The organism is Pseudidiomarina woesei, assembly GCF_001418345.1.
GTDB lineage: Bacteria > Pseudomonadota > Gammaproteobacteria > Enterobacterales > Alteromonadaceae > Pseudidiomarina > Pseudidiomarina woesei.
In genome coordinates this window covers 113,634-128,493 of record NZ_LIPW01000004.1, presented here as the reverse complement: position 1 = coordinate 128,493, position 14,860 = coordinate 113,634, and the positions used below count along the sequence as shown (strand labels likewise).

Annotated in this window: 14 protein-coding genes; 11 read left to right on the top strand and 3 right to left on the bottom strand. The window is 48.8% G+C overall.

The features are described from left to right. Positions 1 to 79: 79 nt before the first annotated feature. From ASC40_RS07890 to ASC40_RS07880, 3 genes are read left to right on the top strand one after another with little or no spacing between them, the layout of a single operon-like run. On the top strand, positions 80 to 1,156 hold the full coding sequence (locus ASC40_RS07890) for an efflux RND transporter periplasmic adaptor subunit (protein ID WP_055439260.1): 1,077 nt from the start codon (positions 80 to 82) through the stop codon (positions 1,154 to 1,156). After that, positions 1,156 to 4,230 carry an efflux RND transporter permease subunit gene (locus ASC40_RS07885; RefSeq protein WP_055439259.1) on the top strand — a complete coding sequence of 1,025 codons (3,075 nt, stop codon included), beginning with the start codon at positions 1,156 to 1,158 and terminating at the stop codon, positions 4,228 to 4,230. The genes ASC40_RS07890 and ASC40_RS07885 overlap by 1 nt, the downstream gene beginning before the upstream one ends. Continuing rightward, positions 4,227 to 4,973, top strand: coding sequence for a 3',5'-cyclic-nucleotide phosphodiesterase (locus ASC40_RS07880; protein WP_055439258.1), 747 nt, complete (start codon positions 4,227 to 4,229; stop codon positions 4,971 to 4,973). The genes ASC40_RS07885 and ASC40_RS07880 overlap by 4 nt, the downstream gene beginning before the upstream one ends. On the opposite strand, the gene ASC40_RS07875 is transcribed toward ASC40_RS07880, so the two are convergent. The 3 genes from ASC40_RS07875 to ASC40_RS07865 all read right to left on the bottom strand — a co-directional run bounded on the left by ASC40_RS07875 (position 4,965) and on the right by ASC40_RS07865 (position 5,979). After that, positions 4,965 to 5,267: a type II toxin-antitoxin system RelE/ParE family toxin gene (locus tag ASC40_RS07875; protein WP_055439257.1), complete on the bottom strand. Its 303-nt coding sequence runs from the start codon at positions 5,265 to 5,267 to the stop codon at positions 4,965 to 4,967. The genes ASC40_RS07880 and ASC40_RS07875 overlap by 9 nt on opposite strands. Further along, positions 5,268 to 5,537, bottom strand: a complete 270-nt coding sequence (locus ASC40_RS07870) for a type II toxin-antitoxin system Phd/YefM family antitoxin (protein WP_055439256.1) — start codon at positions 5,535 to 5,537, stop codon at positions 5,268 to 5,270. A gap of 106 nt (positions 5,538 to 5,643) precedes the next feature. Continuing rightward, positions 5,644 to 5,979 (bottom strand): hypothetical protein, encoded by a 336-nt coding sequence (locus ASC40_RS07865; protein WP_055439255.1) that lies wholly within the window; start codon positions 5,977 to 5,979, stop codon positions 5,644 to 5,646. Between the two features lie 319 nt (positions 5,980 to 6,298). On the opposite strand from ASC40_RS07865, the gene acnB reads away from it, so the two are divergent. The 8 genes from acnB to ASC40_RS07825 all read left to right on the top strand — a co-directional run bounded on the left by acnB (position 6,299) and on the right by ASC40_RS07825 (position 14,848). Beyond that, positions 6,299 to 8,884, top strand: a complete 2,586-nt coding sequence (gene acnB, locus ASC40_RS07860; protein ID WP_055439254.1) for a bifunctional aconitate hydratase 2/2-methylisocitrate dehydratase — start codon at positions 6,299 to 6,301, stop codon at positions 8,882 to 8,884. A gap of 166 nt (positions 8,885 to 9,050) precedes the next feature. Next, positions 9,051 to 10,139, top strand: coding sequence for an energy transducer TonB (locus tag ASC40_RS07855; RefSeq protein ID WP_055439253.1), 1,089 nt, complete (start codon positions 9,051 to 9,053; stop codon positions 10,137 to 10,139). A gap of 239 nt (positions 10,140 to 10,378) precedes the next feature. After that, positions 10,379 to 10,906, top strand: coding sequence for a hypothetical protein (locus tag ASC40_RS07850; protein WP_055439252.1), 528 nt, complete (start codon positions 10,379 to 10,381; stop codon positions 10,904 to 10,906). Positions 10,907 to 10,937: 31 nt separating this feature from the next. Beyond that, positions 10,938 to 11,570: a penicillin-binding protein activator LpoB gene (locus tag ASC40_RS07845; RefSeq protein ID WP_055439251.1), complete on the top strand. Its 633-nt coding sequence runs from the start codon at positions 10,938 to 10,940 to the stop codon at positions 11,568 to 11,570. Beyond that, positions 11,527 to 12,759: a tetratricopeptide repeat protein gene (locus ASC40_RS07840; RefSeq protein ID WP_072243419.1), complete on the top strand. Its 1,233-nt coding sequence runs from the start codon at positions 11,527 to 11,529 to the stop codon at positions 12,757 to 12,759. The genes ASC40_RS07845 and ASC40_RS07840 overlap by 44 nt, the downstream gene beginning before the upstream one ends. A gap of 19 nt (positions 12,760 to 12,778) precedes the next feature. Continuing rightward, the gene (locus ASC40_RS07835; RefSeq protein WP_055439249.1) at positions 12,779 to 13,243 is read left to right on the top strand and encodes a putative periplasmic lipoprotein; all 465 of its coding nucleotides are present in this window, start codon (positions 12,779 to 12,781) and stop codon (positions 13,241 to 13,243) included. Position 13,244: 1 nt separating this feature from the next. After that, positions 13,245 to 14,126 (top strand): hypothetical protein, encoded by an 882-nt coding sequence (locus tag ASC40_RS07830; RefSeq protein ID WP_055439248.1) that lies wholly within the window; start codon positions 13,245 to 13,247, stop codon positions 14,124 to 14,126. Positions 14,127 to 14,140: 14 nt separating this feature from the next. Then, positions 14,141 to 14,848 (top strand): hypothetical protein, encoded by a 708-nt coding sequence (locus ASC40_RS07825; RefSeq protein ID WP_141656130.1) that lies wholly within the window; start codon positions 14,141 to 14,143, stop codon positions 14,846 to 14,848. Positions 14,849 to 14,860 lie beyond the last annotated feature (12 nt).

Below are 14,860 nucleotides of genomic sequence, written 5' to 3'. Positions count from 1 at the left end.
GTTATTCGTTATTCGTTATTCGTTATTCGTGCGCGACGCTGTTATTCGTGCTGCGCACTGTTCGGTGTTTGGGGGAAATATGCGTATTACGGTTATGGTATTGGCGCTAACGGTGTTGGCTGGGTGTTCACCAGAGACCGCGCAACAGGTCAAAGAACCGCTGGTGCAGCCGGTGAAGCTGTATACCGTGCGCGATAACGCGGGCGAACGTATGCGTACTTTCCCGGCGGTGGTTGAAGCTGCCCAAGTGGCGCAATTAGCGTTTCGCGTGGGTGGTGAAATTAGCGCGTTTCCGGTTAAAGCGGGGAACGATGTCGCCCAAGGCGACTTAATTGCCAAACTTGACCCTACCGATTACCAATTGGTGCTAGACCAAGCCCAAGCCCGTTTTGAACTGGCACAAGCACAGTTCAGCCGTACCAAAAACTTGGTTGAGCAAGGCGTTATTTCACCGCAACAATTTGACGAAGTGAAATCAAATTTAGACGTGGCCCGAGCCAACTTAGAAACCGCCCGCGCCAATGTGCGCTACACCGAATTGCGCGCACCGTTTGCCGGCACCGTTGCGCATGTATTTGTCGAGCGTTTCGAAACGGTTCAACCGCAGCGACCTATTGCAACCTTGCAAATGGGCAATGCCATTGACGTAAGTATTCAGGTGCCAGAAGGGTTATTTGCGCGGGTGCAACGTCAATTGGACTATCAACCAGATGTTATTTTTGCAGCTGCGCCCGAACAGCGTTTCAAAGCAACATTAAAAGAATGGGACAGCACCGCAGACCCTGCCACTAACACCTATAAAGTGGTGTTTACGCTGCCCACTCCGGCAAATTTGAATGTATTACCCGGTATGTCAGCGGTGGTAGCCGTTGACGCGAGTGCGGTATCGCAGCGCGCAGAACATAGTTTAGTAGTGCCAACATCGGCACTATTTTCGCCGCCTTCCGAAAGCCCAGAGCAGGGCCATTTTGTTTGGGTATTTGACGCGCAAAGCGAAACCGTGCAGCGCCGCCAAGTGACAGTGCTGGCACTAACCAACGACGGTGTTGAAATATCCAGCGGCCTAACTGCCGGTGAGCGCATTGTGGCGGCAGGGGTGCATGCCTTGCAAAACGGCCAGCAAGTTCGCGAGTGGGTGAAGGAGCGAGGCCTGTAATGTTAAATATTGCGCGCTTTAGTATGAAGCGCACCACCACCAGTTGGATGTTGCTGCTGATACTCCTTTTAGGTGGCCTGGTCGCGTTACAGCAAATTGGTCGCTTGGAAGATCCGGAGTTTACACTCAAGCAAGCGATGGTAATTACCCAGTACCCAGGCGCTAGCGCACAACAAGTGGAAGAAGAGGTGACGTATCGTCTTGAAAACGCTATTCAAGAGCTAAGCTACGTGGACCACATTACCTCGGTATCTAAGCCTGGCTTAAGCCAAATTATGATTGAAATGCACAGCACCTTGCGCAAGCACCAAATGCCGCAAGTGTGGGACGAGCTGCGACGTAAAGTTAACGATACCCGTGCACAGCTGCCGCCTGGCAGCAGTGAGCCAATGGTCAAAGACGACTTCGCTGATGTGTACGGCATGACATTTGCCATTAGTGGCGAGGGTTACAGTTACCAAGATATATCTGACTACACCGACTACTTGCGGCGCGAGCTGGTGCTGGTAAAAGGCGTTGGCAAAGTAATGGTGTCTGGCAAGCAGAACGAACAAGTCGTTGTTGAGGTTTCACGAGAAAAACTAGCTAACTTTGGAATTGCACCGCAACAAGTGGTTAATTTACTGCAAACCCAAAATGTCGTCAGCGATGCAGGCCGCGTACAAATTGGTCGTGAACGTATTCGGCTACAAACCACCGGTGAATTTAAAAGCGTTGATGAGTTAGCAAACCTTATGATTAGCAACCCCGGTGCACAAGAGCGTATTCTTTTGCGCGACGTTGCCACGGTGTCGCGTCAGTACCAAGATATTCCCACCCATTTAGTGCGCTACAACGGCCAAGAGTCACTATGGCTGGCGCTGTCTTTTGCCGAAGGTGTGAACGTGGTTGACGTGGGCGAGCGAGTTATGCAGCGGCTGGAAGAGCTGCGCTATGTGCAGCCCGTGGGCATGCACATTGATAAAATTTATGATCAACCCAGTGAAGTGGCGCACTCGGTAAGTAACTTCTTAATCAACCTTGCCGAAGCTGTGGTCATTGTAGTTATTGCACTATTGCTGACCATGGGCCTACGCTCGGGGGTACTCATAGGTAGTGTGCTGCTAGTGACCGTGCTCGGTAGTTTTATATTCATGTACCTTATGGACATTCAACTGCAGCGCGTATCGCTTGGCGCACTAATTATCGCGTTAGGTATGCTTGTCGATAATGCCATTGTCATTGCCGAAGGTATGTTAGTTGGCGTGCGACGCGGATTGTCTCGGATACAGGCCGCTAGCGACGTGGTACAGCAAAATATATGGCCATTACTTGGCGCGACCGCTATTGCAGTGATTGCCTTTGCGCCCATTGGGCTGTCGCGTGATGCCAGCGGTGAATATGCCAATTCTTTGTTCTGGGTGTTGTTGATATCGCTGTTGCTAAGCTGGTTCACAGCCATAACCCTAACGCCGTTTTTGGGGAATATTCTATTTCGTAAAGACGCCCGCGCTCGTTCAGCACGTGAGCAACCTGAAGACGACGATCATGTTTATAACCACTGGGTATTTCGCGGCTACCGTCGGTTATTACAGGGCTTTTTGCGTTGGCGCAAAACCACGTTGGCGGTCATGCTTGGCTTATTGGTCATTGCCGGCTATGGCTTTACCACCGTCAAGCAGAGCTTTTTCCCACCGAGTACCACCCCAATGGCATTTGTTGACTTATGGTACCCGCAAGGTACGGATATTCGTGCGACGAGTCAGCAAGTTCGCCAACTTGAACACTATTTGTTACAGCGAGAAGCAGAGCATGGCGTCGCTTATGTGGCAAGCACGGTTGGGCAAGGTGCGCCGCGGTTTACACTGACCTATATGGTTGAAAAGTCGTACGAAAGTTATGCCCAGATTATTCTTAGAGCAGACACGACAGAACAGCTGCAGCTAGTGCTGCAAGACTTTGAACAGTTTCTTAAAACTCAACAGCCTGATGTTGAATACAAAATGAAGCCGCTGGAAATGGGGCCTACCCAAGCAGCGAAAATTGAAGCACGTTTTAGTGGCCCAGACCCTGTGGTACTGCGCAAGTTGGCTGAACAAGCACGCGAGATTATGGCCGCCGACTCGGGCATTCACAATTTGCGCGACAATTGGCGGCAACGTAGCAAGGTACTGCAGCCGGTTTTCAATGAAGCTGCCGCGCGTCGTTTAGGAATCACTAAAGCCGACGTTGATGATGTCTTAAAACGTAATTTCACGGGGCAGAGCGTGGGCGTTTATCGCGATGGCACCGACTTGCTACCCATTGTCTTGCGGGCCCCTGCCGATGAGCGTAGTGACCTTGAAAACTGGCGCGAGCTGCCGGTATACAGCAACGCACTGCAACGACACGTGCCGCTGGGCCAAGTGGTCAGTGATATGCAACTGCTAGCGGAAGACAACTTAATTGTTCGCCGTGACCGAAAACGAACACTTACCGTGATGGCCGATCACGATATTTTTGGTGAAGAAACGCCAGCCATGGTACTGGCGCGCATACGGCCAGCCATTGAAGCAATCTCGTTACCTGCAGGCTATGAACTAACCTGGGGCGGTGAGTTTGAAGCATCGAAGAAAGCTACCGGAGCCGTTTTCGAAGCCTTACCCTTAGCATTTTTGGTCATGTTTATCATTACCGTGTTGCTGTTTAGCTCCATTCGCCAAGCCGGTGTTTTGTGGACCACGGTGCCGTTGAGCGTTATTGGCGTGACCCTAGGTTTGTGGGTTACCAATCAACCATTTGGCTTTATGGCATTGCTTGGTTTTTTAAGCCTATCGGGCATGCTCATTAAAAACGGCGTGGTGTTACTGGAACAAATTCGTGTCGAATTACGTGCTGGTAAGCAAGCCATTGATGCCTTAGTTGACGCTTCAGTAAGCCGCGTCCGCCCAGTTACAATGACCGCCGCCACCACCATTGTTGGCATGATTCCATTGTTATTCGACGACTTCTTTGTCAGTATGGCCGTGGTGATTATGTTTGGTTTAGGCTTCGCAACCTTGCTAACCCTGGTTGTGGTTCCCGTTATGTACGCGTTGGTTATGCGAGTGAAATGAATCTGAAGTTTTTAGGTGCCAGTGGTGGATTAGGCGGCAATGTCAGTGCCAATAATGGCAGTACTTGCGTGCAAGTGGCTGATGATATTCTTATTGATGTCGGCACCGGTGTTACAGCGCTTAATTTGCAGCAGATGCAAAAAGTCCGGCACGTGTTTTTAACCCATAGCCATAGCGATCATATTTGCTGCTTACCGATGCTGTTGGGTAACTTATTTAATGTGGCTAGTACTGAACAACCGGTCACGGTATATGGTTCACACGACACCTTAGAAGCTATTCGCGAGCACGTATTTAACTGGGTTGTGTGGCCCGATATGCGCGAATTACCAAGCAAAGAAAAGCCGTTACTGCGGTTACAAGAAATAGAAGCAGGCGAAGTTTTTCAGTTCGGTGATATCACACTGGAGCCTTTCAAAACCTACCACACCGTGCCCACGCTTGGTTTCGCCGTTCGCCGCACCGGCCGCCAAACCGTATTTGTCGCCGACAGCGGCTATGCGCAAAGTGTGGTCGTCAACTTGAACGCGCTGGGGCCCATTGACGACATTATTCTTGAGTGCTCCTTCCCAAATGAGCTTGAAGACGTTGCGAATCAGTCGTGCCATCTAACCCCGGCCTTGTGCGATAAACTACTCAGCGAACTTGCCGTGCAGCCGCGGAATATCTGGATAAACCATCTCAAACCAGACGTAGAGCAGCAAATTATTCCGCAACTGCCAAGCGCGTGGAAGCTACTCTAAATTAAGCATAAACAACCTTAGCTGCTGCTCTTCGCGCATAATGTGCAAGATGTAAACACGCTGGTCCGCAACCTTATAGAATATACGGCAAGGGGGTACGATAAGCTCACGAATGGGTAAGCTGGGAAGCTCGGGTGCGGAACGACCTGACTCAGGAAATAAGGTTAGTGTACTTATGCGTTTTAAAACTGAGTTAACCAGTTTTGCAGCCGCTTTAGGGTTGTTCAAAGCAATGTAATCGGCTAGGCCAACCAAGTCATTTTTGGCGTTGAGAGTCCATATTATTTCGGCCATTTATTCTGACCAACGGGCAATCTTGTTTTGTAATTCACTAGTGATGTCTTCGTGGCTTTGTGTACGTTGTTCAAGAATATCTTGCTCGCCACGCGTAATCGCCTCGAGAAGTCGTAATCGCCGCTGGGTAAATTCGTAATCTTCCACGTCAACCAAGTAAGCCGACGGTTGCCCATGTTCAGTAATAAGCACGGGCTCCTTAGACTCATGAAGCTCGGCCAAAATTTTTGTCGCTCGACGTTTCAGGCTAGTGACTAATTCAACTTTCATGATGAGGGTATCACTCACTTTGATAACCAAAGTGATACTATAGTGCCACTTCTAGCTGCTGGCAATAGCCACGCCGATTTAAAGAGTCTGTAACGAAAACTCTAAACTAAGCAAAACCCCGCCAATCGATAGTTTCTTCCCCTTGCGGCTTTTTCGGCACGTAAATAACGTACGCAAATTGCTGCTTCAGTTGGTCGTAACCAGCTTTAATGCTGGCGATAGAGTCAGCCTTTGCTGAAGCCCCTGCTTGGCGCGAAATATCATGCGCAGCAGCATCGAAGCTATGGTACAAGCTACCGACCGCACGCTCTGGCGAATAGACATAGCTGTAAACCTGCATAGGTGCACCGTTACCCTGGTTCGCTTCATTTGCTTGTGCTGCTGTTGCACCGCTAGTAATCATGGCTGCGGCAACCAATGTAGTTAATGTTAGTACTTTCATGACAAGTTCCCCCACAGAACGGTTATCAAGATTCGTACTTATTAAGATAGTCGGCAAGTGTGAAAGGTTTATGTCGCAAATGTAACCAATAGTAAATCAAGTGCGATATCAGCTATTAGATATCAGATATTAGATGAAACCTAGATACCCGCCACATCCTGCTAATATCTGATATCTAATAGCTAATATCGTTTTCGCTCTTATTCACGGTATTTATCGCAAAGATTGACGTATATATCCTTGTATGAATTTAATTCCTCACAAAAAAACCGTATAATTCGCCGCAAATTTCTAACCGCAACAGCAAAAGGGGTACCCAGTGCTGCAAGAATATCGTAAGCATGTCGAAGAGCGGGCCGCAGAAGGCATTCCGCCAAAACCACTGACAGCAGAGCAAGTTGCTGACTTAGTTGAATTACTGAAAAACCCACCAGCCGGCGAAGAAGACTTCCTGGTTGAGCTTATTTCTGAGCGTGTACCGCCGGGTGTTGACGAAGCGGCCTACGTAAAAGCTGGTTTCTTGTCAGCTATCGTGAAGGGCGAAGCGAATAGCCCAATTATTAGCAAAGATGCTGCGGTATCATTGTTAGGTAACATGCACGGTGGTTATAACATCGTGACTTTGGTTGAGTTGTTAGATGACGCTGAGTTAGGCGAGCTAGCTGCTGCGGAATTGAAGCACACTTTGTTAATGTTTGATGCCTTCCACGATGTGGAAGAAAAAATGAAAAACGGTAACGCCCTAGCCAAAGAAGTGATTGAGTCTTGGGCTGAAGCAGAGTGGTTTACTAGCCGTGACGAAATGGCTGAAGCTATTAAAGCGACAGTATTTAAAGTCACCGGCGAAACCAACACCGACGACTTGTCACCAGCACCAGATGCTTGGTCGCGCCCTGATATTCCATTGCACGCCAAAGCTATGTACAAAATGCCTCGCGAAGGCGTAACTGACGCGGCGAAGCAAATTGAAGAATTGAAGCAAAAAGGCCACCCAGTTGCTTTCGTAGGCGACGTAGTAGGTACTGGTTCTTCGCGTAAATCAGCCACCAACTCAGTGTTGTGGTTCATTGGTGAAGATATGCCTGGTACGCCAAACAAGCGTGCTGGCGGTATTTGTATTGGTGGCAAAGTGGCGCCAATTTTCTTCAACACCATGAAAGACGCAGGCGCGTTAGTGTTTGAAGCAGACGTTGAAAAAATGAACATGGGTGATGTCATCACTATTTACCCATACGCAGGTAAAATTGAAAACGAAGCTGGCGAAGTTATTGCTGAATATGACTACGCTTCACGCGTTATTCTGGACGAAGTGCGTGCCGGTGGTCGTATCAACTTGATCATTGGTCGTGGTTTGACTGAAAAAGCGCGTGAATCATTAGGTTTAGGCCCATCAGACTTATTCTTGAAGCCTGAGCAACCAGCAGACAGCGGTAAAGGCTTTACGTTAGCGCAGAAAATGGTTGGTAAAGCATGTGGTATGGAAGGCGTACGCCCAGGTACCTATTGTGAGCCGAAAATGACCACCGTAGGTTCGCAAGATACTACCGGCCCAATGACTCGTGACGAGCTGAAAGACTTAGCTTGTTTAGGTTTTACAGCTGATTTAACCATGCAGTCGTTCTGTCACACGGCGGCGTATCCGAAGCCGGTTGATATTGAAACTCAGCACACCTTGCCTGACTTCATCATGAACCGTGGCGGTGTGAGCTTGCGCCCAGGCGACGGTATCATCCACAGCTGGTTGAACCGTATGTTATTACCAGACACCGTAGGTACTGGCGGCGATTCGCACACGCGTTTCCCATTAGGTATTTCGTTCCCAGCGGGTTCAGGTTTGGTTGCTTTCGCAGCAGCAACTGGCGTTATGCCACTCGATATGCCTGAGTCAGTATTGGTGCGCTTTAAAGGCGAAATGCAGCCGGGTATCACGCTACGTGACTTGGTACATGCTATTCCTGCGTTTGCTATTAAAGAAGGTTTGCTAACCGTTGAAAAACGCGGCAAGAAAAACATCTTCTCAGGCCGTATTCTAGAAATTGAAGGCTTGGATCACTTAACCGTTGAGCAAGCGTTTGAATTGTCAGATGCTTCAGCTGAACGTTCTGCTGCAGGTTGTACAATTAACTTGTCAGAAGAGTCTGTAGCCGAGTACTTACGTTCAAACATTACCATGTTGCGTTGGATGATCAACGAAGGCTACGGTGATGCGCGCACCCTTGAGCGTCGTGCACGTAAAATGGAAGAGTGGTTGGCGAACCCGCAGCTCATGCGTGCTGACGCTGACGCGGAATACTCAGCGGTTATCGAAATTGACTTGGCTGACATTAAAGAGCCAATCGTTTGTTGCCCGAATGACCCAGACGACGCGAAATTCTTAAGCGAAGTAGCTGGCGACAAGGTCGACGAAGTATTCATTGGTTCGTGCATGACCAACATCGGTCACTTCCGCGCAGCTGGTAAATTGCTTGAGAAAAACACTCAAGAGCTAAACACGCGTTTGTGGATTGCGCCACCAACTAAGATGGACGAAGCGCAATTACGCGAAGAAGGTTACTACAATATTTACGCCAACAACGGCGTACGTACCGAAATGCCAGGTTGTTCACTGTGCATGGGTAACCAAGCACGCGTAGAAGCCGGTGCAACCGTATTGTCTACCTCAACGCGTAACTTCCCGAACCGTTTAGGTGACGGCGCGAACGTGTACTTAACTTCAGCTGAATTGGCTGCAGTAGGCGCAATTTTAGGCAAGTTGCCAACGCCTGCAGAGTACATGGAATACGCACAAGACATTAACGCAATGGCTGGCGAAGTTTACAAATACTTGAACTTCGATCAGATGGACGCTTTCCGCGAGGCAGAAGCCACCGCCAAAGCCAACATCATCCCAAGCATTAACCTGTAGCCCGGCGTTTTTCCGTCAGGAAATGCTGGGTGGCGCGAAGCGCCGTTAATGTCGGCCGCGAAGCGCCGTTAATGCCCTAAAAAGAGCTCATTCGAGCTCTTTTTTTTTACCACCAATACTGCTAGCCTCAGCTAATAACAAAAAAAACAAACAACAAGGCTAATTCATGACGATCAAAAAACTATTGGTGGCAGCAGCCATTGTCGCTGTCAGCACTAGCGCTGCCGCAAACGATAGCGATAAAGTAAATTTCGAAAAAACCTATAGCGCATTTCAGCAGGCGTTAAACGAACAAGCGGAATCGTCAAAGCTGGTTGAGCTTGCGCAGCAAAGTTACCAAACTGGCGAAAAATATTTTGGCGTAGATAACATCAACACCGCCAATTTAAAAATGTCTTACCTCAACTTGGTTCCCATAGAAACTTTACGCTCAGCTGAATCGCAGCAGCTCGCGGATAGCGCACTGGAAGCTTATCGCCAGCATTATCAAGCGGACGCACCTGAATTAATTGGGGCCCTGCAAATGGTGTTAAGCACGCGTGACAGCTCAAGTGACATGAATAAACTTAAAGACATTTTTTATGAGCTGATTGACGTGGCGGACGCGAACATGGCTTCGCAGCCCGAAGTCATGCTGCGTGAGAAAGTTGATGCAGGTGCACAAATGCTTCGCTTAGGTAGCCGCGCTAGCAGTGAGCTCGTTGAGTTTGCAGAGGCGGCCAATAAGCAGTTTGGTGATGAGCATGAGTTGACACTATTGGCTAGCTTTCATGCTGGTCGCTACCTTGAAGCAAAAGGAGAGGTCGAGCAGGCCGTAGCAAATTTCCAAAAACTAACTGCAGTTGAAAAGGTACCGCGTAACTTAAGCTATCCCAAATATGTCAGTCATGCTCGTTTGGTGAATCATCTTGAGAAACTCGGTCGTAGTGATGAAGCGACGGAACATTGCGTGGCCATAGCAAACCTTGGTTATGGTATTGGCGAAGAGCGAGAGCCGCAGCCTCTTTATCGGGTTAACCCCAAATACCCATCGTCGCTGGCAAGCCTTGAACGGGGCGGTAAAGTCACCATGAAGTTCGATATTAATGCTATCGGCATGGTTGAGAACATCGAAATTATCGAATCCGCTTATAAAGCGCTTGCAAATGTTTCGATAGAAGCAGTGAAGCAATGGCGTTATGCCCCATATATCAAAGATGGCAAACCAACGGTTGCGACGGGTCGTATGGTGCAAATGGTGTTTGAAATGGAGTAATTGCCGCTTGAGCAGAGATTTTCGAGCTATCGAGAGGTCATCCCTAGCCTGAAGAGAATACGGAATAAAACCAAAAGAGCGCTTTAAGCGCTCTTTTTTTGTTGGTTATTCATGGGTTTATAATAAATGTTATAAATTCGACTTGCGCTAAATCGATCTTTGCATAATCTTTACATCATCGATTAATTATTGATCGATCGCAAAAATAACAACAAACATCAGCTCATCGGAGAGCTCTCATGAATACAATCAAACTCTTATTCCTTGCATTTATTGCCCTACTTCTTTCTGCCTGCGCTTATAGCCCCCAATTAGCGCAACCTTATCAGTTAACCGCACCACCGCCGATTGAGAGCAATGGCGGTCAATTCATGAGCCCGTACACCTCAGACGGTGTGCTTGCTGAGTGGGTGAATAACGCTCGCAATGCCGAAATGGGTGCCGCAATTGGTGGCATGGCAGGTGCTTATGCCGGTCAAAAATTGGCTGAAAACATTCCATTTTTTGGTGGTTGGCTAGGTCAAGAAATCGGTAATACCGTGGGCCGTGAAATAGCGCTTGAAGCCGCTGGCGGCGAGGAAGTTATTCGAGGTACTTCAGATATTTCCTTTAATAGCCTCGAAGAATTGTCAGTCTGGATGTATGTCACTCACTCTGCGCACCCTCACTATCAAGATGCGCTTGAGTCAGCCATGGCAATTTACCCTGAACTGAAAACCGTCTATACCCAAGCTTTGTATGCTGCATCAGCGCGCAGTGGGTATTAAGTTCACGCCTAACAAATAACAGGTCTTTGCTATGAAATATTTTTTATTGACCGTAGCCGCAAGCACCTTAGTGCTTGCCGGCTGCCAAAGTACATCTACCATAGACAATAGTGCAGGGCGAGCCACGGTTTATGAAGACACGCGCTCACCAGGGAAAGTTCAGGGTGTTGGGGTGGAGTCGCAAGACATTATGGCGGTTACCGACCAAATGATGCGCGACATGTTAAGCAACCCGCAGCTCATGAATAGAGAAGTATCGCCGCGCATTATTATTGACAGCCAATACTTCACCAACGAAAGCTCCTCACGTATTAATAAAAACATGCTCACCGACCGACTCCGCATTAACCTTAACCGCGCTGCCAACGGGCGCCTAACTTTCGTTGGGCGTGAGTACGCAGATATGGTTGAAAAGGAGCGTGACTTAAAACGCATGGGCGTGGTTGACGGTGGCACTATACGTTCAACCCAAGCCACTGCCGGCGCCGATTTCCGTCTTGTTGGTCGTATCATGTCACTAGATGCCATGGATGCACAAAGTCAAGAACGCTCACGTTATCACCAGATAACCTTTGAGCTGGTTGACCTCGAGCTAGGAACTTATGTTTGGAGTGGCATGTATGAATTTAAGAAATCTGCACAAGACGACATCATGTATCGCTAGTGCAGCTTTGGTGTTGGCGTTGGCTGGGTGCATGAGCACTGGGCCAACGCAGTACCAACCGCTAGCACTGAATCAACAAGAACAAGATGCGATTGCCGGCCAGCCAGGTTATGCACAGCCGCTGTATCGTAAGCTATTTCAAGAAGGCAAGCGCAACGAAGTACTCAATCGCATGGAAATTGGCACCGCAGCGTTTTACCGCGGTGACATTGATTTAGCTCGTGAGAACTTTGACGCCGCCCTAGAAGTGATAGAAACGGTATACGCTGACAATGAAAATGCTACCAAAGCCCGCAGTTTATGGCATGAAGAGGGCCGCAAAGACTTTAAAGGCGAGCCCTATGAGCGCGCTATGGCGTACTACTATCGCGGCCTAATTTACCTTATAGATGGCCAATATGATAACGCCCGCGCTAGCTTTGTCAGTGGCTTAATGCAGGATGCCTTCGCCGAAGAAGAACAGAACCGCAGTGACTTTGCCGTGATGTTGCTACTTGCTGGCTGGTCAGCGCAAAAAATGGGTAGCCCAGTATTGGCTGAAGAAGCTTATGCGGAGCTGCTGACGTTACGCCCTGATTTTCCCATTCCTAGTGCAGACGACAATGTATTGATCATTGCCGAAACCGGCTATTCGCCGCGCAAGCTGGCTGACGGTATGGGGCATTACGAGTTGGTGTTTCGGCCGGGTAAAAACTTTACCGAAAAACACGTAAGTGTGAATGCCGGTGGTCAAGAGCTGTCTTTGCAGCCGGTAGAAAGCGTGTATTGGCAAGCCACCTCGCGAGGCGGTCGGCCGGTTGACAAAATTATTGAAGGCAAGGCTTCGTTTGCGAATAACACCGCAGATTTCGGTCGTGACTTGGCCCAACTTGGCGTGACAGCGCGCGTGTTCTCGCCAGCGCTCGGTGGTAGTAGTGGCCAAGTAGGCAATACGCTCGCGCTAATTGGTGTTGCGAGTATGGCGTTGTCGGCCAACGTAAAACCGCGTGCAGACATTCGGTATTGGTCGCGCCTGCCTGACGCCGTTCACAGCGCAACTATGCGAGCAAACCCGAATAATGTGAGTGCGTGGCAAGCGCAATATTCAGACGTAGACGGTAACCCAGTGGCAGTGAAGTCGGGCGTGTTTCGGCATTACCAAGACGCCAAGGGTAACCACTTAATTTGGCATAGCTCTCGGGCTCGATAACAATAAAAAGGGACCCACAATGAAAACAAGATTAGCTTTGGCCTCTGCACTGGTGTTGACGTTAGCAGCCTGTGGAACAACCACACAAAACGGTTATACCGGTGCTAACCCTGTGCAGCGCACTATCACCAACGAATTGAATACAATTGTATTTATTGATCACAACCTCAACCGCACCGACATTACCAAGACCATATTTGGTGAAAAAGTCAGTAATACGGTGAAGGTGACGCTTGATCGCAGTGGTATGAGTAACACCGCAACGGGACAGCTTGAAGTGTGGACCATGATACGCAACCGCACAGATTATGATCTGCAAATTGAAGGAAAAGCATTGTTTTTTGACGCCAATCAAGCACCACTAATGGATGAGTCTATGTGGCGGCGCGTTTATGTACCAGCCAACGGCACGGCAATTTACAAAGAAACCTCATTAAATAGCCAAGCTGAATACTTTCTAGTTGAACTTCGAGAAGGGCGTTAATATGAAAGCCGTTCCTGTATCCACTTTATGTGCAGCCGCTATTCTGCTTTTAAGTAGCGATGCACAGGCTCAGGATGCACCGGCTCAACCGATGCTGACTGATTCGTATTTTGACCGTGCACGTGCAGCTGAACAGCAGTCCACAAGCTTAGTAACAGTTGACGAAGCCACCTTCAAAGCCGCCTACGAAAAGGCTGGGCGGCCGAAGTTGGTGATGTTAGTTGGCGAACCTTTCAGCGGTATGGTGTCTGAATGGCACATGCAACGTCGCGTTAGTGTTAACGCGCAGGCAACTGGAACCCAAGGTACTTTTGTGCCCGAATCGCAGAGTGTTCAAGTTGGTGTTGAGCAGCGTGGCTATGCGCCGTCTAAGCGGTCTGGCATGCTAACCAACGAGCAATGGGACGAATACCAACGCGGCTATCAAAGTATGCTCATGCGTTATGGTGTTCGCTTGGTTAACCGTGCGGTTGCTATGCGCCTGCTCGACTCAGAAATTCGTGCCCAAACCAATCGTAATCCACAAGACGATAACCAGCGGCTAGAAATGGATATGCTGCGCAAGCATACAAGTTTAATTCTTGAAGTGATGCCCTATCGTGAGAATAAACTCAATTACGAACCTATTGGTTATCACATTACCATGACGTCGCTTGAAGACGCGACATTGTTGGCGGACGAGCGTGTACCAATTCCGCAGGGAATGCTGGAATATCGAGGGCGTCGAGGGGGCTATAGCGCCGAGCGGCCGCGGCAAATGGCTGGTGTAAGCGCTCAAGCTGGCGGCTACGAGATTATTGAAGAAACCCCAGAACTTTGGGCTGAACAAGGTGAGCTAGCAGCTCAAGCCACCCTGCAAATGCTTTATGACCGCTATTTATAAGGGCTAACCAAAAAATGATAAAGCCGTTAATTTGCATCGTATTACTGATGCCATTTTTAGTTAGTTGTGGAACTACTGAACTAAACAATGACCGTAGACATGCATACCCATGGGAAATCATTGCACCGACACCTATTCCCGATAACTCCGGAAATTATATGGTGCCGTTTACCTCTGATGGCGTGCTAGCTGAGTGGGTGAACGCTCACCGAAGTGGGCAAATTGCCGGTGCATTGGGCGGTTCAGCAGCATCGTTACTCGCTGCGAGTCAAGATTTGGGGAGTGAAGCCATTCCTTTTGTTGGAGCCTTTGTTAGCGCCGCGAGTAAAGCCGCTCAACGTAATGCAATTCAGAGCGCAACCGGCGGAGCAGAAGGTGTACGCGCAGGCTCTGACTTATCATTTAACGAACTGACAGATTTGATGGCATGGATGTATGCAACCCATTCATTACATCCAAATTTTGACGACATTGTGCAAGTTTTAGATGCTGTGTATCCAGGCGCGCATGAAAAGCTTTTTAAAGTCTGGATTATTCCGGGACCTTACGCTAAGCGCTGTATTCACGGCACGCCAAACACGTTTATTTCCTACGGCAATTGCTATTTTGCGCCACCACCTGAATATCTGCGTTATGATAAATACCAGTGGGTAAAAAATAATATTGTGCAAAAGCACAATCGTCATCTTTGGCATTTATTGGACGAGCCACCTGAGTCCTAATAGCGCCCAAAG

Bases quoted from the DNA above. Each gene is read 5' to 3' on its own strand.
- ASC40_RS07850 (WP_055439252.1), top strand. From the start codon at position 10,379: ATGAATACAATCAAACTCTTATTCCTTGCATTTATTGCCCTACTTCTT.
- ASC40_RS07870 (WP_055439256.1), bottom strand. From the start codon at position 5,537: ATGAAAGTTGAATTAGTCACTAGCCTGAAACGTCGAGCGACAAAAATT.
- ASC40_RS07890 (WP_055439260.1), top strand. From the start codon at position 80: ATGCGTATTACGGTTATGGTATTGGCGCTAACGGTGTTGGCTGGGTGT.
- ASC40_RS07830 (WP_055439248.1), top strand. From the start codon at position 13,245: ATGAAAGCCGTTCCTGTATCCACTTTATGTGCAGCCGCTATTCTGCTT.
- ASC40_RS07835 (WP_055439249.1), top strand. From the start codon at position 12,779: ATGAAAACAAGATTAGCTTTGGCCTCTGCACTGGTGTTGACGTTAGCA.
- ASC40_RS07840 (WP_072243419.1), top strand. From the start codon at position 11,527: ATGAATTTAAGAAATCTGCACAAGACGACATCATGTATCGCTAGTGCA.
- ASC40_RS07885 (WP_055439259.1), top strand. From the start codon at position 1,156: ATGTTAAATATTGCGCGCTTTAGTATGAAGCGCACCACCACCAGTTGG.
- ASC40_RS07825 (WP_141656130.1), top strand. From the start codon at position 14,141: ATGATAAAGCCGTTAATTTGCATCGTATTACTGATGCCATTTTTAGTT.
- ASC40_RS07845 (WP_055439251.1), top strand. From the start codon at position 10,938: ATGAAATATTTTTTATTGACCGTAGCCGCAAGCACCTTAGTGCTTGCC.
- ASC40_RS07865 (WP_055439255.1), bottom strand. From the start codon at position 5,979: ATGAAAGTACTAACATTAACTACATTGGTTGCCGCAGCCATGATTACT.
- ASC40_RS07855 (WP_055439253.1), top strand. From the start codon at position 9,051: ATGACGATCAAAAAACTATTGGTGGCAGCAGCCATTGTCGCTGTCAGC.
- ASC40_RS07875 (WP_055439257.1), bottom strand. From the start codon at position 5,267: ATGGCCGAAATAATATGGACTCTCAACGCCAAAAATGACTTGGTTGGC.
- ASC40_RS07880 (WP_055439258.1), top strand. From the start codon at position 4,227: ATGAATCTGAAGTTTTTAGGTGCCAGTGGTGGATTAGGCGGCAATGTC.